Genomic DNA, 19,578 nt, shown 5'->3' on the forward strand with positions numbered 1-19,578 from the left:
ACCTTTTCAGCCTGAGCTTAGAAACAAAAGAGTGAAGGGAACTAAATTTTTAAAAATTTAGTTCTGTCCCACCGCCAGGGAATCCATCATCCAAAGAAAGTCAGCTAGACCTCTAGTTGGCTTTTTTCATTCCTTCAAAATATAGAGCTCAAGCAAAAAACGCTGATTTCTCAACGTTTTAAAAAGTTTTAAAAAAATTCAAAAAACAACAATGGAGCCGGTGGGAGTCGAACCCACGTCCAAACACCTGCTAGCACATTTGTCTACAACCATAGGCTGTGTCTTGCTTTAACTTGACTTTGACACACAGCTCAGGCCCAAGTCAGGCGAGTCTATTCATCTCCTGCAAAATCCCTAGACTGGATTTTACCGTAGCTTGCTGAAAATAAGACCTGTCATCAGACACAAGCCATCCGAATCGGGTCACGCTGGCTGGTTTTTAGGCAGCTAAAGCGTAAGAATTGTTATTTTTTGCAGTTATATTTAACTGGCGTTTTACATCCGCTAGATGAGTTGCAAAATATGCCTCATAATGCCTGTCGAATCCGTAACGACCCCAAGACAGTATCATCATTATAACAGAAGCTGCCGAAAAATGCAAAAACCTGCACTGGCCGCACAGGTCTGCTTGACTATCGAATCCCCAGAGCAATGCGAGCATAGCGGCTCATTTTCTCCACCGTCCAGGCCGGATACCAGACCAGCTTGACATCGGTCTTGGTCACCTCTGGGACATCTGACATGGCGTCGTAGATCTGATCGGTCAGGAGGTCCGCCAGAGGGCAGCCCATGGTCGTCAGGGTCATGTCGATTTCTGTTTCGCCGCTTGCGCCGTCAAAACGAATCTCATAAATCAAGCCCAGATTGACAATATCAATCCCCAATTCTGGGTCAATCACCTGCTCCAAGCTCTCCAAAATCCGAGTTTTAATCTTTTCAATTTCTTCAGGGGTATAGTTTTTTTCTGACATAGCCTGTCCTCCTTTAGATTGTTTGCAGCATGTCTGTTGAGAAGCAGCATCCATAGATGACATTGGCCTCTATGATTGCTGGGAATGCAGAAGCTTAATCTTCAATAAAGTCACGAAGCGGTTTGCTGCGGCTTGGGTGGCGGAGCTTGCGCAGAGCCTTGGCCTCGATCTGACGGATCCGCTCGCGGGTCACATTGAAGACTTTGCCCACATCTTCCAGCGTCCGCATCTTGCCGTCATCCAGCCCGAAGCGCAGACGCAGGACATTTTCCTCCCGGTCGGTCAAGGTATCCAGCACTTCATCCAGCTGCTCACGCAGGACGACCCGAGTCGTGTAGTCTACCGGATTTTCAATCACTTCATCCTCGATAAAATCGCCCAGATGGCTGTCATCTTCCTCGCCAATCGGCGTTTCCAGAGACACGGGCTCTTGGGCAATCTTGAGGATCTCACGGACCTTGTCCGGTGTCATATCCATCCGCTCCGCAATCTGCTCCGGTGTCGGGTCTTGGCCCAGCTCCTGCAGGAGATTGCGCTGCTCACGGACCAGCTTATTAATGGTCTCCACCATGTGAACCGGAATGCGAATGGTCCGAGCCTGGTCAGCAATGGCACGGGTAATGGCCTGACGGATCCACCAAGTCGCATAAGTAGAAAACTTAAATCCCTTGGTGTAGTCAAACTTATCAACGGCCTTCATAAGGCCCATGTTGCCTTCCTGGATTAGGTCCAGAAACTGCATGCCGCGGCCGACATAGCGCTTGGCAATGGACACGACCAGACGCAGGTTGGCCTCCGCCAGACGCTGCTTGGCTTCCAAGTCCCCCTGCTCGACCAAAATAGCCAGCTCCTGCTCCTCTTCATTGGTCAAGAGCGGCACTACCCCGATTTCTTTCAGGTACATGCGGACGGGATCATTGACCTTGGCAGAATTGCTGCCCAAGAGCTCCTCATCGCTCAGCTCAGCTTCTTCTTCCTCATTGTTGAGGACACGCGCACTGGGGTTTCCCTCCTTGTCAGTAATGGAAATGCCTGCATCCTGAATCCGCTGCAGCAAATCCTCGATACCGTCTGCATCCAGTGTGAAAGGAATGACCAGCTGATCATTGATTTCATCATCTGTCGCTGTACCAGTCTGCTTATGATTGCGGATAAATTCTGCAACTTGCACATCCAATGTTGTTACTTCTTTTTGTTTTGTAGCCATTCCTACTCCATTCTTCTTTTTTGTTCGATAATCTGCTGCAAATCCAGCAAGGCAGCATCCGTATTTCCATTGTGATAGTGCTCACGAAGCTTTTTGCTGATGAGCTGGTTGTCCTTGCGGAGCAGCTCCTTCTCTCTGGTCTCCTCTACCTCCCTCAGTTCCTCATCTGAGCTTTCTTCCGGCAGATTTGCCTCCAGCATGTAATACCAGGCATGCTGCACACTGTCCGGCAGCTGGGACAAATCCTGCGGCGTCACCTCGCCGTTAGACAGGAGGATGGTGTAGAGGGTCTGCAGCTCCTCCGTCGCAAAAGCAAAATCCTCTCTCAGCCGATACTGATTTAAAATGAGGGGGCTGTGGACCATGCGGTACAGCAGGTGGTTCTCCGCTCTTATCAAAGGCGACAGCTGCTTGGAAAGCGGCTGCTCCACAACTGCCGGCGCCTGCTGGTAACTCTGATAGCCCTGCTCCTCCTGCCGCTCCCTGCGGCCGTCCAGCCGGCTGTTATTAACCGCTTGCTCGACCTGCTGAAATTCAAAATAGGACAGGAGATCCGTCAGCATATAGATATAAGACTGCTGGGCCGTGATAGACTTGGTCTTAGCAATAATCGGAGCCATCTTTTCCAGAAAGTCAATCTGGGCCTGCAGATTTTCGATATTATCCGGCTTCAGATAATGCAGGAGAAACTCCACATTACTTATTCGCGTTTTGGTCAGCAAATGCTGCAAATCCTCAGGCGAATGTTTAGCCAGAAATTCATCAGGATCCAGATTGTCAGGAAAGCGGACAATCTCCACCGACAGGTCTCTCAGCTCATCCAAAGCTTTAGCTGTCGCAGCCTGCCCCGCCTTATCCCCATCATAAGACAGGATAATCTTTTTGCTGTACTTACTCAGATGCTGGACATGCTCAGGTGTCAGGGCCGTCCCCATCGAAGCAACTGCATTTTCAATCCCTGCCCGATAAGCTGCAATGACATCCATAAAGCCCTCCATCAGATAAACCTCATGGCTTTTCTTGATGACCGGCTTGGCCCTATCCAGATGGTAAAGCTCATAGCTCTTATTAAAAATAGCAGTGGCCCGGCTGTTTTTATACTTGGCTGTGTGGCCGTCAGCAGGCGCTTCCTGCCAGATCCGTCCGGAAAAGGCTACCACCTGACCGCTGTCATTGGTCAGAGGAAACATGATCCGATTCTGAAAAGCATCATAGACCAGATTATTCTCCGCCAGATTAAAGAGGCCTGAGTTCATAATGGTGTTTTCATCAAACTTGCCAGCCATGCTCTGATGCAGGTAATTGCCCTCACTGGGAGCCAGACCGATTTGAAAATGCTTGAGTACCTCATCGGTCAGACCGCGCTGATAAAGATAGTCTCTGGCTTGCTCCCCCATCTTGGTCGTCATGAGAACTGCATGGTAGAACTTAGCCGCCTCGGTATGAATGTCATAGAGGGCTTGATGCGGATGCTGCTGCCGGGGCCGGTCGCTGCCGGCGTTTTCTGCTGCCAAAGGGATTCCCGCCCGCTCAGCAATCACCTGTACCGCATCCATAAAGGATACCCCTCGGTAATCTTCTATAAATTTAAAAACATCACCCGACTTGCCGCAGCCAAAACAGTGATAAAACTGCTTGTCCTCTACTACGTTGAAGGAAGGCGTTTTTTCACCATGAAAGGGACAGAGACCCAGAAAATTTCTCCCTGCCTTGGTCAAGGCCACCGTTTCTCCTATGACATCAACGATATTGACACTATTTTTAATTTCAGAAATGGTTTCTTTATCAATCAATAGACAATACCTCCAATTTATCATAGAATATCACTCTATATTTTATAATAAAATCACACAAATGTAAAATATTTGATAAGCAAATAGCTTGTCAATGTCATTTATTTAAGCTATAATATAATCTCATTAATAAATTTCTTGAAAGGAAAAAAAGAAATGTTAAAGGATCTTAAAGAATTTTTGCTGCGCGGAAATGTCATTGACTTGGCAGTCGGTGTGATTATCGCCAATGCTTTCGGCGCAATCGTCACTTCATTGATTGAGGACATTATCACTCCGCTGATTCTCAACCCAGCTCTGAAAGCTGCCGGCGTAGACCAAATCGCAGGTTTGAAATGGAACGGAATTGCTTACGGAAGTTTCCTGAGCGCTGTGATCAACTTCCTGGTCATCGGTACCGTTCTCTTCTTCATCGTCAAGTCTGCTGAAAAAGCTCAAAGCCTGGCTAAGAAAAACGAAGAAGCTGCTGAAGAAGCACCAGCCGGACCAACCGAACTGGAAGTCCTGCAAGAAATCAAAGCTTTATTGGCTGAGAAAAAATAAGAAAAATCCACTGATGAAAATCAGTGTTTTTTCTTGCCCTGCTGCTCCCAATCCAAAGCACATCTGCCTCTCTCCAAAGAGTCACAAACAAAAAAACAGACCGAAGCCTGTCATTTTGCTCAATTAGAATTTTTTACGTTTACGCGCTGCTTCTGATTTGCGTTTGCGCTTTACAGAAGGTTTTTCATAGAATTCACGTTTGCGTGTTTCTTGAAGAGTCCCAGCTTTAGTAACCGCACGTTTAAAACGACGAAGTGCATCATCAAGTGATTCATTCTTGCGTACTACTGTTTTTGACATATTTTTCACTCCCTTCAAGTCCAAAATCTTTATCATTTTACCACATCTATGTTAGCCTGTCAAGGATTTTTCGCAAGAAAAGCAGATTTTCAGTTTCATTTTAGCTCATTTCAGCGATTTAAGTTTTCACGCTTAAAAGCCGCCCAAGGATCATCTCCTATTTTAAAATCAGCCATTCCCCAACGCTCATCATTTGAAGAAAATTTATCTAGAGTCAAACTCAAATAAAAATCATCATCAAGTGCATAAGAAAAACCAACTTTCACTCCCTTGCGTTCCTTGAACCACATTTTCCAAGGATATTCCATACCAGCTTGATAGATACTAGTTTTGTAGTTGCCTTTAAGGTATAGTCTCACTCGTCTTCCTCGTCCTCGAACTCATCGTCGTCTTCGTATTCATCATCCAATTCCACTTCACCATGGATTTTAATGTATTCCTCGCGCTTCCTATCCAACTCTTCCCAGATGGAATCGTCAATCGCACCCATCGTTTGAATTTCTTCCAGACTCATCTCATTGGCTTCGTCAAAGGTTAGAGATAGAATATCTTCGTACTTTTTCTTAAATTCCTCGATTGTTAACCATGTTTTCTTGTCATCTTCACTAATTTGTCCATTAAAGATTGTGGCAATCTCAATGGCCATGATATAGAACGCTCTTTTATCAAGAGTGAGCAGTTCAAGATGGGTAGAGGCCAAACGTAAACAGTTTCCATTTTCGCGAAAATCTGTTACATAAGCATTCTCAAATTCCAAATTTAGGTCTTCATCAATTTGTGAATAAAAACGGTATTTTATCCCTTCTTGTATCGGAATATGCAACCAACGTTCGTCATAATCCTGTTTATCTAGTTTTAGATGAATGGCTAAATCATTCTCATCTCTGATTTGACGAAAACCAGAATAGGAGAGAGGGATACCTTCTCCTTGATAACTTTCAAACCACATTTTCTTCGCTAGTTCCAAATAATTGAATGGTATTTTTTTAGTAAAATCGCCTTTTATATAAATTCTCACTCGTCTTCCTCGTCGTCATAAACTCGTTCTCCATGAATGGCTATGTACTCTTCCCATCCCTTATGCAATTCATCCCAAAGCGGTTCATCTACCGCCTCCATAACCTCTAGTTCCTCCAAACTAATATCGACCGCTTCATCGTAGGTCAAATGCAGCAGGTCTGCATGTTTTGCTTTAAATTCTTCAATGCTCAGCCAAGTTTCTTTGTCGTCTTCGCTGATTTGACCGTCTATTGCAGTCGCCACTTCGATTGCCATAATATACATAGCACGTTTATCAACCGTTAAAATGTCCGTATGTGTCGTCGCAATCCTAAGGTGTTCTCCACGCTCTCTCCCATCCGTAATAAAATCATTTTCAAATTCCAACTGAATATTTTCATCAGAAAACGAATTCCAAGGATTGCTCTTGTCGTATGGTATATGATTCCATCGTTTATCATTAAATCGCCATTTATCAAATTGTACACCAAAAAAGAAATCATCTTGTAGCATTTCATCATCACCGACGTTTGAGTATGTAATAGGATGACCATGCCATTCCTTAAACCACATTTTCCAAACCAGATTTCTAGTAGTAAATGTTATTCTTTTACAATAGTCACTTTTGATGTATAGTCTCATACTACTTCATCATTCCTTTTTCACGCATTTTAGAAACAAGTCAGGAATTTGGACGGGGTTCGAAAATAAACTTGGTATGTAGTCCTGTGGATTGCTAAAAATAACCTCTTGGTATGTATTGCTTTCACTCCATTCGATTCTTTTGTATTCAATTGATTCATCGGTCACATTAATAATCAAAAAAACTTTCTCTGTAATGCCAATCTCAATAATTTTGTTCAAGTCGCTTATTTCATATTCTTTATGCAGATGAAAATATGTAAATAATCTACTGATGATTGCATCTTCTTCTAAAATTGACTGTAACAATTCAATTAAGTCCTCTGTTTTCATATCATTCTCCTTTATTTTTGCAATGGAATTCTAATAATTTCTCCATTATAAGTTGTCTTTAAATAGGGTCCACCATGCACGCTGTCTGTAGCGTTTTTATAACCATCATTTAATTGCCAAGAATTCCCCTTACCATCATAATATCTAAGTCCTTCACCCCTTTTTAATGGTGATTTAGTAAATCCTTTCAACTGCTCGTCCAAAAAGGATTCAACATCTTTGATATTGGCATTCTCAAAACTAGATACATCGTTCAAGTCAAAATCTAAATCAGTCTGACTTTGACTTGAATTATTTTATACGAAAACTTCAAAAAGATGCAAAAAGTCTCCCCCTATGATATAATCAAGGTGAAAAAATAAATATGGAATGTTAGCTCGTCTCTAACATTCTTTTTTGTGCTGCTTGAAAATCGTCAAACGTCAGCTGGTAGGACAGTAAATAATAGGCTAGTTTTAATAGAGAGTGTGCAATGGCAATCGTGGCTTTCTGCGGTCCTCTGCGAGACCTGATTTGGTTGAACCGTTGGCTAATGGGAGAATTCTTCTGTCGCCGGGCCGCAAAAACAGCCTGGCATAAACATTTTATNNNNGACCTGATTTGGTTGAACCGTTGGCTAATGGGAGAATTCTTCTGTCGCCGGGCCGCAAAAACAGCCTGGCATAAACATTTTATACGAAAACTTCAAAAAGATGCAAAAAGTCTCCCCCTATGATATAATCAAAGTGAAAAAATAAATATGGAATGTTAGCTCGTCTCTAACATTCTTTTTTGTGCTGCTTGAAAATCGTCAAACGTCAGCTGGTAGGACAGTAAATAATAGGCTAGTTTTAATAGAGAGTGTGCAATGGCAATCGTGGCTTTCTGCGGTCCTCTGCGAGACCTGATTTGGTTGAACCGTTGGCTAATGGGAGAATTCTTCTGTCGCCGGGCCGCAAAAACAGCCTGGCATAAACATTTCTTTAAATAAGCATTTCCCCGTCTGATTTTTGTACTCCGTTTCTTCCCAGAACTCTCATTATTGCCAGGACATAACCCAGCCCAGGAAGCCAACTGTTCGGCTGTTGGGAACTGCCCCATATCGACACCGATTTCGGCAATCAAAACAGAGGCTGTTATCCGGTCAACTCCAGGAATACTGTCTAAAATGTCTACTTCCCGTTGATAGTTCTTAAGACAGCGGCTGATTCGTTTTTCTAACTGTAAGATTTTATCTTGATAGAAATCATAGATGTCCAGAGACTCGCTTAACATAAAGCGATGGTGCTCTGAAAAATAACCATCCATGGCCTGCATGAGTTCTGGAATTTTCTTTTTCAAACTCGTATAAACAGCTTTTCTGATTCCGGCTTCCGTGATGCTTTCACCATCACAGAGCAGATTCAGGAGATTCCGACCCGACATTCCCATGATATCCTCAATGTAAGTGGTGAGTTTGATGCCGCCCATTTGAAGAATCTTATGGATTCGATTGACTTCCCTGTTTCGGGATTCGACATAATGTTTTCTTTGACGCGTTAAATCTCGCAATTCTTGAATGTCTTCATCCGGAACAAAACTTTTAGGAAGCAGTCCAATCCTGGTCAGCTGAGCAATCCAGTGGGCGTCCTTTTTATCGGTCTTTTTCCCCGGAATAGCTTTCATATGTGCCGGCTGAGCCAAGATACATTCAAAGTCATGATATAAGGCATGCCAAACCGGCACCCAGTAAACACCAGTACTTTCCATACCGACAGCCTGAACCTGATAACTCTTCAGAAAGTCATGACAGGCTTTTAAGCCAGCCGTTGTAGTATCAAACCGAGCCTCTTCTCGTTTTGGACGAGTGCTGAGAAGGGAGCCGTGTAAGATACAGACTACAACATTGGATTGGTGGACATCAATTCCTGCACAGGATTTATAGAGAATATCCATCATCCATTCCTCCTTTAGTTATAAATGGAGGGCTTATCCACTGATTGTTTATCGTAATTTTATACTCATGCACAAGGCGATATTTTGGGGTGCTCGTCAGTGGAATGGATCAGTTTGTCCCTCGAAGTTTTCATTCAGTAAGTTATCAACCGCAAAGCCCTCACTAGGATTATACACCTAATGAGGGCTTTTGACTTGTTTTCATACCTTTGTGGGTGAGGGCGCAGCCATCATGGGCGTCTGTCTCAGCCTCGCCTTCTTTCTACAGGGTCTTGCGTTTCTTGGCTGCTTTTGACAGAGAGATTTCTTTGACCTTGTCATAGCGCAGAAACTGCTGGACCAGCTGGCTGTCGCTGACTTCGGCATTGAGGTCAATGACATATTCCAGCTTCATGGTACGGTTTGCAGCAGACTGGATGGCGGTCAGTTCCGCTGATTTGCAGTGCTTGGCGAAGATAGCCTCAAAGAGCACTTCGTAGTCAAAGTCCGCTGGAATGTTAATCGTGACATAGCGTCTGGTCTGGCTGACTGAGGTGAAGCTCATATTTTCAAAAAGCAGCCAGACAAGGGAAATCAAGAGGGTAAAGACGATGGCCAGCGTGACAAAGCCCATGCCGGTCGTAATCCCGATGGCTGTGGCGACAAAGATAGCCAGCAATTCCTTGGACCCTCCCGCAGCCGAGCGAAAGCGAATGAGGCTGAAAGTACCGGCAACGGCCACACTGGTGCCCAGATTGCCATTGACCAAGAAAATGATAATCGAAATAATGGTCGGCAGGATGGACAGAGTGATGACAAACTCCTTGGTATAAATGGTTTGGCGCTTGTAGACCTTGGCCAGAACCATCCCCAGCACCAAACTGGTCACTAAGGCGAAAATCAGCGCTAAGGGATTAATCTTGACCTCTGTGGATGAATAGATACTGTTAAATATTTGGTCGAGCATAGCGGTCCTCCCTCTTAGGATTTAACGGTCCGGGCAAGTCTTTCCTTGGTCTTCAGGTAAGCATTGCCGTATTTAGAGAAGGACTGATCCTCTAGGCCGTACTTGTCCAAAATAGCGGACAGCCAAGCAGGATAGTGGCCCGGAACCTTAATTTCCATAATCACCTTATCCTCTTCCAGAAGCGGCAGGCCATAGCGGCCGGAAGTCAAATCCACGTCGTAATCGCGGTAGCGGATATTGGAGTCGACCGTCACACGCACCTTCTTGTCTTCCCGCCCTTTCATGGAGTAACGATCATAGCTGATCACCATTTTAGGCTTCAGATCCAGATAGCGATCCTGCAGCTGCTCCACCTCTGCTTTGACCCGGTCATCGGAAATGGTATGGTCTTCCAGACCATTGGTGATATAGTTGACCACAGACAGAGGATTGGAGACCAGACGGTATTTAAAGCCGACTTCCTCCGATTTCTTTTTAATCTCCAGAAAGACCTGACTCTCCTCGGTCGGCTGGGCGGCATAGGTCCGCATCCGCATCTTTTCTCGCCCGCCCCGCCGGGCAATCGAATCCTGAATCATCTGGAAATCATCATTATCAAAGTAAACATTGGAAATCGTCGAGGTCGCATAGTCGTCCTCCATCAGATAGGGCTTCATTTCAGCCTCCAGCCGGGCTAAGCTGGCTCTGTCAAGGACATACTTGGTTTCGATGCGTTGAAAATTGGTCTGGATTTGCTTTTGTTTCATGAGAGTTCTCCTTTTTATTCTACAAGTGTAGTTTTATAATCTAAAATAAAGAGAGCCGCCGCTCTGCACTGACTGCTCGGTGAAAATCAGCTGCCTCTGCCACTGTCAGGGTAAAGGAGAGCAGACTGGGGAAGCAGACAGAAAAGCTTGAAGAATACTTTGGCCAGCCTGTACACTTAGGAGTCTGTTTTGATTTTCAAAGAGGATGACAAGCGTCTGAATGGTCGTTGCTTCTGCCCCTCTGCACTTAAATTCGGACATTTTCGACAAATGTAGTTTATAGATATATTCTACACTTGTCGTTTCTCTATGTCAAGAAAAAAGCTTGGTGAGGATCTGTTTATTCTCAGCACCTTCTCTAAGAATATAAAAACATTCTATCAGCCAAAGCTTTTAAGAAGCTTAAACTGACAGAATGCTGATTTAATCCTCATCCTGGTCCTCGCTGTCCCGCTCGTCATCATCTGCATCCTGAGCTGCGCTTTTCTGAGCAGGTGCCTGAGAACTGGAGCTTGCTCCTCCGGAAGGATTGGCACTTTCTGCCTGAGTGGCAGAGCTGCCGTCTGACTGGGCTGTTTCCCCTGCGGCAGAAGAGGCCGGCACTTCTTTTTCTACTGTCACCGTTTTTTCAACCACTGTATGCTGCTTGCTGCGCAGCAATTTCCCGTCCTTGGCACTGACCAGATTCTCATAGGCTGTCTGGCCATGGGAAAAGCTGATGTGGTAGGTGTCTTTCTCACGAACCACCTGAAGATCGGCAATGTCTTTCTCAGACAGAGACAGTTCCTTTAAAAGGGCTGCCACTGCTGCTTGCTGGCTGACCTCGGAGCTCGAGCCTTTCTGCGAAGCCGGCAGAGAGGCAGCCGTCTGGCTGCTCCTGTCCTCCAAGGCAAACACGGACCCCGACAGGAGCAATAGGAAAGCAGCTGCCAAGGCCAGAAAGGCTGACAGGAATTTCCGGGGCAGACGATTGTCCATGATACCGACAATGCGGCGCTTCAGATTGAACTTATTCGAATAAAAGCAGGTCGTCAGGGCCAGCGGACTCTTTCTGCTGCGGTTAATCATGGTCAGAATGGTTTCCCCATAGAAGGTACGGTAATCGCTGTCCTTGCTGAACAGCACATCATGGTCACAGTACATCTCTCCTGCTTCCTGACTTTCCTTGCAGGCAAAAGCGATAATGGGATTAAACCAATACAGGCTCTTCACAGCCAGTCCCAGCAGATTGACCCAGACATCCCGGTGCCGGTAGTGGGTCAGCTCGTGCTTGAAAATCAGGCTGAGCTCTTCCTCGGTATAGTCCAGCTCCGGCAGGACAATAACTGCTTTTTTCAGACCGACCAGCAAGGGACTGTGGGCCATAGGATAATGAAGCAGGCCGATGCTGCCCTTCATCCTCATATCCTGCTGGACAGCCTGCAGCTGCTCCAGCATATCGGCATCTGTCACGGGCTCCCCCCAGCGTTTTAGCAGCTTTTGAAAGCGGACATAAGAGTAGGCATATTTGCCCAAGCTAAAGAGAAAGCCCAGCAGCCAGAGGGCAAAGAATATCTCAAACCACGGCAGGGCCAAAAACTGCTCTAAAAGACCGGACTGACTGGCTGCTTGAGCGCTCTGGACGGCAGGCTGGGCCGCTCCCGAACTGCTGACAGCTGTCTGACGGATCGGCTCCGGACTGAAGCGGATCAGCCCAAGACCAAACTGAGGCCGGAAGGGAATCAGCAGGCTGGCAAGGACCAAAGACCAAGTGAAATACTGCGTCCTGATCGAAATCCGGCTCTTAAAAACCGCAAAAGTCAGACTCAGCAGCAGAATGATAAAGGAGGTAGCAAAACTAGTCAGCAGGAAAGAGAATAGCAAATCTTTCATATCCAACCCCCAATCTTTAGCTTTCCTTGTTTAAAAGACTGCGCAGTTCATCTAGTTCATGTTCCGAAAGGGAATTGGAAGAGAAAAGCGTCTTGACCAGACCGCCCATGGAATGGCCGCTGCAGCGTTTCAGAAAATCTGACGTCTCGACCTCTAAATATTCCTCCTCAGAAATCAAGGCAGTATACTGGCGCTCGCGGCCCTTGCGGACACTTTCCAAGAAGCCCTTTTCTGTCAAACGGGCCAAAACCGTCAGCAGAGTCTGCGGTTTCCAGTGATTGCTTTGGCCCAGCTTGGCCATAATCTGCGCAGAGGTTGTCGGAGCCGGCAGCTGCCAGATGGTTTTCAAAATAGCAAACTCGCCGTCCGGTAAACGTTTGATTGATTTATTCATATTTCAGTGTACTTTCTATAGACTGCTTCTTCTTTTATTCTACACTTGTCTAATGAAAAAGTCAACCATTATGCTAGGAAGTTGGCGGCTGCTAGGCGATTCTCAAAAAAGACCAGACAGTTGATTCCGCAAAAATAAAAAGCGGGAAAGCACCTTTCCTCCGCTCTTTTAGAAAAATAGACTGATCAAGGTCAGGATAGCCAGACCGCCCTGCTTGAGCAAGATTTTGGGATCGCTGGTCACAGCGCCATAGCCTGCCACCAAAATGATGTAGACCATCAAAATCCCCAGCCAAACGGAGCTCGGCTGGATAAAGACCGCAATCAGCACCAAGATTCCGATTAAACCATTGTACACTCCCTGATTCTTAAAAAGAGTATTGAGCGACTGTTGCTGCAGCTCCTCCTGGGACATGCCGAAAACCCGTGAAGTAGCGGCTGAGCTGGTCGCAAAAGTTTCCAAATACAGGATGTAGAAAAATTCCAAGGCAACCATGGTCGCCAAAATCATTGTAAAAATAGACATTCTGTCTTCCTCCTAAAATAAACAATGGAATCAGTATAGCATAGTTCGGCTTCTTCGTCGAAACATCTGCTTGAAAAATAGACGCCGCGTCCAGAAATGTCCTTTCATAAGGAAGGCAATTTTTCAAAGTCAGTTCCACCGCTGCCGCTAGCGGAAGTTAAGCTGCCAAAAACGCATAAAAGCAGCGGAAATCCGTCTCAAACTAGGTTCCGCTGCTCTTGATTTTGCCTGCCAGAAGCAGTTTTTTCTCCGCCGTTCTCCGAAAAAAAGAGCACAAAAGGCTCCTCATCTGAAATCCTTTCGGATCACATTCCGCTCTGCTGGAAGTTAGTGTGAGACGTCTCCCGCCATAAAAACCATTTCAGCTAAGACCAGCTCAGAGAGCAAAGCGGAACTTACTTTGAAAAGTTACGCCGTCATAAGGAACAGCTGCATACCGTAGCAAAAACCAGCATTTCTCACACAGATATGATACAATGCTTAGTGGAAAAGTGAGGTATATCATGTTAACATACGATTTAATAGTCATTGGTTTCGGCAAAGCCGGAAAAACTCTGGCAGCTAAAATGGCAGCCCAAGGCAAGAAAACAGCGCTGATTGAGCAGAGCAAGGCCATGTATGGCGGCACCTGCATCAATATCGCCTGCATTCCGACCAAGACTCTGCTCGTCGCTGCTGAAAAAGGCCTGCCTTTCGATCAGGTACTGGCTCAGAAAGATGCTGTCACCAGCCGTCTCAATGCTAAAAACTATGCCGCAGTAAGCGGAGCCGGCGTTGAAGTCATCGACGCCCAAGCGCACTTTGTCTCTAATAAAGTGATTGAAATCCAAGCAGGCAGCGAGACAGAGCAGCTGACCGCAGAGACCATTGTCATCAATACCGGCGCAGTTTCTAATATCCTGCCAATCCCGGGCCTGACGACAGCCAAACACGTCTATGACTCTACTGGTATTCAGAATTTGGACAGGCTGCCTGAGCGGCTGGGCATTCTGGGCGGCGGCAATATCGGTCTGGAATTTGCCGGACTCTACAATAAACTGGGCAGCAAGGTCACCGTGCTGGATGCCGGCTCTGTCTTTCTCCCGCGGGCAGAACCCTCTATCGCCGCTCTTGCCAAACAGTATATGGAAGAGGACGGCATTGACATCCTGCAGAATATCCACACGCAGGAAGTGAAAAATGACGGCGAGGAAGTGCTGGTCCTGACAGAAGGGGAAACTTTCCGCTTTGATGCCCTGCTCTATGCGACCGGCCGCAAGCCAAACATCGAGCCTCTGCAGCTGGAAAATACAGATATTGCAGTGACCGAACGCGGCGCTGTCAAGGTAGACCAGCATCTGCAGACTTCTGTTCCCGGCGTCTTTGCTGTCGGAGATGTCAACGGCGGGCCGCAGTTTACCTATATTTCTCTGGACGACTTCCGTATTGTCTACAGCTATCTGGCAGGGGACGGCAGCTATACGCTTGCGGATCGCCAGCATGTGCCAACCAGCATGTTTATCAGTCCGACTTTGGCACAAATCGGTCTGACAGAAGCCCAAGCCAAGGAGCAGGGACTGCCTGTTGCGACGAAAGAAATTCCGGTTGCAGCTATGCCGCGCGGCCATGTCAATGACGACCTGCGCGGAGCCTTCAAAGCCATCGTCAATACGGAGACCAAGGAAATCATCGGGGCAACCATCTTCTCCCAAGGCGCTCAGGAAATCATCAACATCATCACAGTAGCCATGGACAACAAGATCCCTTATACTTATTTCACCAAGCAGATCTTTACCCATCCGACTCTGGCGGAAAATCTCAATGATTTGTTTGCTATTTAATCCGAAAGCTCCTGCGGGGGCTTTTTATTTTTGACTACATTTTAAACTCATTTTATGGTACAATAATGCTAGTTTATTTTAAAGAGATTGAGGAAGATTATGTCTGAACTGTACGATATTACCATTGTCGGCGGCGGGCCTGTGGGGCTCTTTGCCGCTTTTTATGCCCACCTGCGCCAAGCCAAGGTCAAGTTGATTGATTCCCTGCCCCAGCTTGGAGGGCAGCCGGCCATTCTCTATCCGGAAAAGAAAATCCTGGATGTCCCGGGCTTTCCCAATCTGACCGGAGAAGAGCTGACCCAGCGGCTGATAGAGCAGCTGGACAGCTTCCAGACAGACATCTGTCTGAATGAGACGGTCCTGGAGATTGTCAAGGAAGAGGGGAAATTTCGCATCACCACTTCTAAAGCCCAGCACCTCAGCAAGACCATCATCATCGCCATGGGCGGCGGTGCCTTTAAGCCGCGTGCTCTGGAGCTGGACGGCGCTGAGCACTACAGCAACCTTCACTATCATGTATCCAACATCCATCAGTATGCCGGCCAGGAAGTCGTCGTGCTGGGCGGCGGCGATTCAGCCGTTGACTGGGCGCTGGCTTTTGAGAAGATTGCCAAGACCAGCCTGATTCATCGGCGGGACAATTTCAGGGCCTTGGAACACAGCGTTGAGGAACTCAAGGCTTCCACTGCTGTTATCAAAACGCCTTTTGTGCCGAGCAGGCTCATCGGCGAGGGCGACCGTATTACTCAGCTGGAAATCACCCGGGTCAAGGGAGAGGAAAGCCAGCTGCTGCCGGTCGATCAGCTCTTTGTCAACTATGGTTTTAAGTCTTCTGTCGGCAATCTGAAAAACTGGGGTCTGGAGCTCCAGCGCCATAAAATTATAGTCAACAGCAAGCAGGAAACTTCTCTGCCCGGCATCTATGCAGCCGGCGACTGCTGCTTCTACGAAGGCAAGGTGGATCTGATTGCGACCGGTCTGGGCGAGGCGCCGACAGCGGTCAACAATGCTATCAACTCTATCTATCCTGAACGGAAAGTCCAGCCAAAACATTCGACCAGTTTATAAAAGATGGACTAAATGACAATAAAGCTGCTGAGCATCATGTACTCAGCAGCTTTTATGATGGATTCAAAACTTGGAACTGTGAACTCTGAAAGACTATAATTCATCCGCAATTTTATTGATTTTCCGCAGGCGGTGGTTGACCCCGCTCTTAGTCAGGGGCTTGGTCAGGCTGTCAGCTAGCTGCTGAATGGAATAATCCGGGTGGCTGATCCGCAGCTGGGCCACTTCCTGCAGGTCCAGCGGCAGCTGCTCAATCCCGATGCTTTCATTGATTTTGATGATATTATTGATGGTCTTCATGCTGGCCGTAACCGTACGGGCAATGTTGGCAGTCTCGGCGTTAGTGGCCCGGTTGAGGTCATTGCGGGCCTCGCGCAGCAGCTTGACGGACTCAAATTCCTTCATGGCCTCCATGGCCCCAATGACGATGAGAAAATCCATGATATCCTCTGCCCGCTGCAGATAGGTCACCACCCCTTTTTTGCGCTCAATGGTCTTGGCATCCAGCAAAAAACGACGCATGAGCGCAGCCAAATCTTCGGCATGGTCCAGGTAAACCGACAGGATTTCCAGCTGGTACTTGCCCGATTCCGGCTCCCGCATACTGCCATTGGCAAGAAATGCCCCCCGCAGATAGGACCGGCTGGCTTCATCATCTGACAAAATAGCCTGATCAATCCCGGCCTCAATACCGAAAAAGGCATCTGCCAGATGCAGATCAGCCAGTATCTCCTCCACTCCCCGATCCAGAAAAACAGTGTAGACACGGTTCTTGCGCAGGTTGGTCTTTTGGTGGTGGCGAATATCTGACTTGGCCTGATACAGAGCCAGCAGCAGCTCATAGATATGCCGGGCGATTTTAGCATTTTCTGTCGTGAGCGACAGGGTCAAGCCTTGTCCGGTCAGACCCAGACTGCCCGACATTTTGATGATAGCTGCCAGCTCATTCTTGTCCCGGCTGACCAGACTGAGCAGTTCTTCCTTGACTTTGACTGTAAAGCTCATTTGCGCACCTGTATAATCTGCATCAGCTCATCAACAACCAGCTCCCCGTCGTGAAAAGCTCCGCCATTTTCCAAACGAAGGAAATTGGAGGAAATAACCCGCGGAACCTGCTCCTGAAGCCCTTGAAAATCATGGTCTACCTGCACCAGGTATTCGTCAAATTTATTGCTGTTCATATAGTCGTGGGGGACATTCTCGATATTGACCAGCACTGTATCAATGAACTTCCGGCCCAAGTGGCGGTGCAGCACCTCCACATGGTCGCTGTCTGAGAAATGCTCTGTTTCGCCGCGCTGGGTCATGATATTGCAGACATAGGCCACTTCTGCCTTGGTCTCCAGCAGCGCCTGACCGATTTCTTCAATCATCAGATTGGGCAGAATGGAGGTAAACAGAGAGCCTGGCCCCAGCACTACCATATCGCTGTCTAAAATCGCCTGAACCACCCGGCGGCTGGCAACCGGCTTTTCTTCATCATAGGTATTGGTCACATAGACCCGCTCGATCATGCCTGCATGGTCGGCAATGCGGCTTTCGCCTGCCACCTGACTGCCGTCTGCAAAGACCGCATGCAGGGTCAGCGGATTGTCACTGGAGGGATAGATTTTCCCAGTCGTATGGAAAAACTTGGTCAAGAGCTGCATGGCATTGTAGGTCGAACCCTGCATCTCTGAAATACCGGCAATGATGAGATTGCCCAAGGGATGACCGGCCAGAGCGCCGTCTTCATCGGCAAAGCGGTACTGGAAAACCTTCTCATAAAACTTGGGCATGTCCGACAGGGCCACCAGCACATTGCGCAAATCTCCCGGAGGAGTCAGCTGCTGAATGTTCTTGCGCAGCTCGCCTGAACTGCCGCCGTCATCTGCTACCGTTACAATCGCTGTAATATCTGCCTCTTTTTTGCGCAGGCTGTTCAAAATGACCGAAATCCCTGTTCCCCCGCCGATCACCGCAATTCTTGGCTTTCTCATGAGCGGTTCACCGTTTCCTTTCGGCGGTTTTTGTCCCGATGGCTGGCATTGACCGGCCAAGCCTTGGCCAAATCATCCGCCAATCGCTGGGCAAAGGCTACTGAGCGGTGCTGACCTCCCGTACAGCCAACCGCAATAGTCAGGACAGACTTGCCTTCCTTTTGATAACCCGGCAGAATCGGCTCAATCAGCCCCAGCAGGTGCTTGTAAAACTCCTCTGACTCCGCATGGTTCATGACATAATCAAAGACATCCTGATCCAGGCCTGTCTGATTGCGCAGTTCTGGCTTGTAGTAAGGATTGGGCAGGAAGCGCACATCAAAGACCAAATCGGCATCAAGCGGCAGGCCGTACTTAAAGCCAAAGCTCATGACTTCGATGCGAAAGCTGTGCAGCTCATTATGCTGGGCAAATTCGTCCGCGATTGTCTTTCTCAGCTCCCGCGGTGTCAGCTCAGTGGTATCCACCACGTTTTGGCTGAGGTTTTTCAGAGGGGCCAGGAGCTCCCGTTCCAATTTAATGCCATCCAAAATCCGGCCGTCAGCAGCCAGCGGATGGCTGCGGCGGGTCTCCTTATAGCGGGCCACCAATTCCTTGTCAGCCGCATCCAGAAAGAGAATCTTAAAGTCAATCTCCTGATTGGCTTCCAGCTCATCCAAAATCCCCTGAATTTCCAGAAAGAAAGACCGGCTCCGCATATCCACTACCAGGGCCAGCTTATCATTGTCCGTCGTCCCCTCCACCAGCTGCAGAAATTTGGGCACCAGAGTCGGCGGCATATTATCAATGGTAAAATAGCCCAAGTCTTCAAAGGACTGGATTGCTACAGTTTTCCCCGCTCCGCTCATCCCTGTCACAATCACCAGTTGAATTTTATTCTCTGACATACATCATACTCCTTTTCTTAAAAAAGAAGAGGGGCTTCCTCCTCATTTTTTATTTAGACGATTTCGGCAATGACCTCAATCTCAACCTTAACATCGCGCGGCAGACGGGCTACTTCCACTGCTGAGCGAGCAGGAAACTCGCTGCTGAAAGCGGTCTTGTAGACTTCGTTGAAAGGAACAAAGTCATTCATATCGCTAAGGAAGCAGGTCGTTTTGACAACATGGTCAAAGTCAGTTCCCGCTGCTTCTAAAATCGCTTGGATATTGGCCAGAACCTGTCTGGTCTGCTCCTCAATGGTGCTGCCGATGATTTCTCCTGTTTCCGGAGATAGGGGCACCTGACCGCTGGCAAAGAGAAGATTGCCGACGACCTTCCCCTGAACATAAGGGCCGATTGCTGCAGGTGCCTTGTCTGTGTGAATTGTTTTTGCCATAATCTCATTTCTCCTCATCGTTTTCCCCCATTATACCATAAAAGCAGGCAGCTGACTACGGCAGGCCTCTCCCCATTGACTTTTGGGCAAAATTTCTTTATGATAGAACAATATAGAAATCAAAACACTGTTTTGGACTGGTTCGAGAACTTCCCAGAATAAAAAACTAAGTCGCTTCGATTGCTGCAGCGGTGTACATGCGCTT

21 protein-coding genes, 1 other RNA gene, 2 pseudogenes and 1 riboswitch are annotated in these 19,578 nt (G+C 47.4%); of the genes and pseudogenes, 3 read left to right on the forward strand and 21 right to left on the reverse strand.

Translation table 11 applies throughout. The annotated features are described in order from the left end of the window. Positions 1–209: 209 nt before the first annotated feature. The 4 genes from ssrA to dnaG all read right to left on the reverse strand — a co-directional run bounded on the left by ssrA (position 210) and on the right by dnaG (position 3,971). Positions 210–558, reverse strand: a transfer-messenger RNA (tmRNA) gene (gene ssrA / locus DHL47_RS01755). A gap of 74 nt (positions 559–632) precedes the next feature. Next, entirely contained in the window at positions 633–971 is a 339-nt protein-coding gene (locus DHL47_RS01760; protein WP_128837303.1) for a metal-sulfur cluster assembly factor, read from the reverse strand. Positions 972–1,065: 94 nt separating this feature from the next. Then, a complete protein-coding gene (gene rpoD / locus DHL47_RS01765) occupies positions 1,066–2,178 on the reverse strand; it encodes an RNA polymerase sigma factor RpoD (protein WP_209550703.1) in 1,113 nt (370 codons plus the stop codon). 2 nt (positions 2,179–2,180) lie between these two features. Then, on the reverse strand, positions 2,181–3,971 hold the full coding sequence (gene dnaG / locus DHL47_RS01770; RefSeq protein WP_338060075.1) for a DNA primase: 1,791 nt from the start codon (positions 3,969–3,971) through the stop codon (positions 2,181–2,183). A 156-nt stretch (positions 3,972–4,127) separates the two neighbouring features. On the opposite strand from dnaG, the gene mscL reads away from it, so the two are divergent. After that, the gene (gene mscL, locus DHL47_RS01775; RefSeq protein ID WP_128837304.1) at positions 4,128–4,514 is read left to right on the forward strand and encodes a large conductance mechanosensitive channel protein MscL; all 387 of its coding nucleotides are present in this window, start codon (positions 4,128–4,130) and stop codon (positions 4,512–4,514) included. 123 nt (positions 4,515–4,637) lie between these two features. Here the strand turns inward: mscL and rpsU are convergent, their stop codons facing one another. The 13 genes and pseudogenes from rpsU to DHL47_RS01835 form a co-directional block, all read right to left on the reverse strand. Beyond that, on the reverse strand, positions 4,638–4,814 hold the full coding sequence (rpsU, locus tag DHL47_RS01780; protein WP_000048054.1) for a 30S ribosomal protein S21: 177 nt from the start codon (positions 4,812–4,814) through the stop codon (positions 4,638–4,640). Positions 4,815–4,930: 116 nt separating this feature from the next. Further along, positions 4,931–5,173: pseudogene (locus DHL47_RS01785) on the reverse strand (hypothetical protein); the annotation flags it as partial. Then, entirely contained in the window at positions 5,170–5,832 is a 663-nt protein-coding gene (locus tag DHL47_RS01790) for a hypothetical protein (protein ID WP_209550705.1), read from the reverse strand. The gene DHL47_RS01790 and the pseudogene DHL47_RS01785, both read right to left, overlap by 4 nt. Next, positions 5,829–6,455, reverse strand: a complete 627-nt coding sequence (locus DHL47_RS01795; protein ID WP_209550706.1) for a hypothetical protein — start codon at positions 6,453–6,455, stop codon at positions 5,829–5,831. Before DHL47_RS01795 ends, DHL47_RS01790 begins: the two co-directional genes overlap by 4 nt. 9 nt (positions 6,456–6,464) lie before the next feature. Continuing rightward, complete coding sequence (locus tag DHL47_RS01800; protein ID WP_128837306.1) at positions 6,465–6,788, reverse strand: hypothetical protein; 324 nt, start codon at positions 6,786–6,788, stop codon at positions 6,465–6,467. Positions 6,789–6,799: 11 nt separating this feature from the next. Further along, positions 6,800–7,045, reverse strand: a complete 246-nt coding sequence (locus DHL47_RS01805; RefSeq protein ID WP_245335517.1) for a hypothetical protein — start codon at positions 7,043–7,045, stop codon at positions 6,800–6,802. Positions 7,046–7,160: 115 nt separating this feature from the next. Beyond that, a pseudogene (locus tag DHL47_RS13295) lies at positions 7,161–7,373 on the reverse strand (IS110 family RNA-guided transposase); the annotation flags it as partial. Between the two features lie 162 nt (positions 7,374–7,535). Beyond that, the gene (locus DHL47_RS01810) at positions 7,536–8,702 is read right to left on the reverse strand and encodes an IS110 family RNA-guided transposase (protein WP_209550777.1); all 1,167 of its coding nucleotides are present in this window, start codon (positions 8,700–8,702) and stop codon (positions 7,536–7,538) included. A gap of 262 nt (positions 8,703–8,964) precedes the next feature. Then, positions 8,965–9,648, reverse strand: a complete 684-nt coding sequence (locus DHL47_RS01815; RefSeq protein ID WP_209550707.1) for a DUF4956 domain-containing protein — start codon at positions 9,646–9,648, stop codon at positions 8,965–8,967. 14 nt (positions 9,649–9,662) lie between these two features. Beyond that, positions 9,663–10,394 carry a polyphosphate polymerase domain-containing protein gene (locus DHL47_RS01820; RefSeq protein WP_209550708.1) on the reverse strand — a complete coding sequence of 244 codons (732 nt, stop codon included), beginning with the start codon at positions 10,392–10,394 and terminating at the stop codon, positions 9,663–9,665. 423 nt (positions 10,395–10,817) lie between these two features. Beyond that, entirely contained in the window at positions 10,818–12,266 is a 1,449-nt protein-coding gene (locus tag DHL47_RS01825; RefSeq protein ID WP_209550709.1) for a M56 family metallopeptidase, read from the reverse strand. A gap of 16 nt (positions 12,267–12,282) precedes the next feature. Then, positions 12,283–12,660: a BlaI/MecI/CopY family transcriptional regulator gene (locus DHL47_RS01830; RefSeq protein WP_128836855.1), complete on the reverse strand. Its 378-nt coding sequence runs from the start codon at positions 12,658–12,660 to the stop codon at positions 12,283–12,285. A gap of 168 nt (positions 12,661–12,828) precedes the next feature. Then, entirely contained in the window at positions 12,829–13,185 is a 357-nt protein-coding gene (locus DHL47_RS01835; protein ID WP_128836856.1) for a DUF1304 domain-containing protein, read from the reverse strand. Positions 13,186–13,688: 503 nt separating this feature from the next. Between DHL47_RS01835 and DHL47_RS01840 the strand changes: the two genes are divergently transcribed. Both DHL47_RS01840 and DHL47_RS01845 read left to right on the forward strand, forming a co-directional pair. Next, positions 13,689–15,005 carry an FAD-containing oxidoreductase gene (locus DHL47_RS01840; protein WP_128836857.1) on the forward strand — a complete coding sequence of 439 codons (1,317 nt, stop codon included), beginning with the start codon at positions 13,689–13,691 and terminating at the stop codon, positions 15,003–15,005. A 99-nt stretch (positions 15,006–15,104) separates the two neighbouring features. Then, the gene (locus tag DHL47_RS01845; protein ID WP_209550710.1) at positions 15,105–16,073 is read left to right on the forward strand and encodes an NAD(P)/FAD-dependent oxidoreductase; all 969 of its coding nucleotides are present in this window, start codon (positions 15,105–15,107) and stop codon (positions 16,071–16,073) included. 93 nt (positions 16,074–16,166) lie between these two features. Here DHL47_RS01845 and whiA read toward each other — a convergent pair whose 3' ends face one another. The 4 genes from whiA to DHL47_RS01865 are packed head-to-tail and all read right to left on the reverse strand — an operon-like array spanning position 16,167 to position 19,373. After that, on the reverse strand, positions 16,167–17,078 hold the full coding sequence (gene whiA / locus DHL47_RS01850) for a DNA-binding protein WhiA (RefSeq protein WP_128836859.1): 912 nt from the start codon (positions 17,076–17,078) through the stop codon (positions 16,167–16,169). Beyond that, positions 17,075–18,052 carry a YvcK family protein gene (locus DHL47_RS01855; RefSeq protein WP_128836860.1) on the reverse strand — a complete coding sequence of 326 codons (978 nt, stop codon included), beginning with the start codon at positions 18,050–18,052 and terminating at the stop codon, positions 17,075–17,077. The genes whiA and DHL47_RS01855 overlap by 4 nt, the downstream gene beginning before the upstream one ends. Beyond that, a complete protein-coding gene (rapZ, locus tag DHL47_RS01860; RefSeq protein WP_209550711.1) occupies positions 18,049–18,939 on the reverse strand; it encodes an RNase adapter RapZ in 891 nt (296 codons plus the stop codon). Before rapZ ends, DHL47_RS01855 begins: the two co-directional genes overlap by 4 nt. A gap of 53 nt (positions 18,940–18,992) precedes the next feature. After that, complete coding sequence (locus DHL47_RS01865; protein WP_209550712.1) at positions 18,993–19,373, reverse strand: RidA family protein; 381 nt, start codon at positions 19,371–19,373, stop codon at positions 18,993–18,995. Positions 19,374–19,504: 131 nt separating this feature from the next. Further along, positions 19,505–19,549, forward strand: a riboswitch (PreQ1 riboswitch). Positions 19,550–19,578: the final 29 nt, after the last annotated feature.

Source organism: Streptococcus panodentis (assembly GCF_017884005.1).
Taxonomy (GTDB): Bacteria; Bacillota; Bacilli; order Lactobacillales; family Streptococcaceae; genus Streptococcus; species Streptococcus panodentis.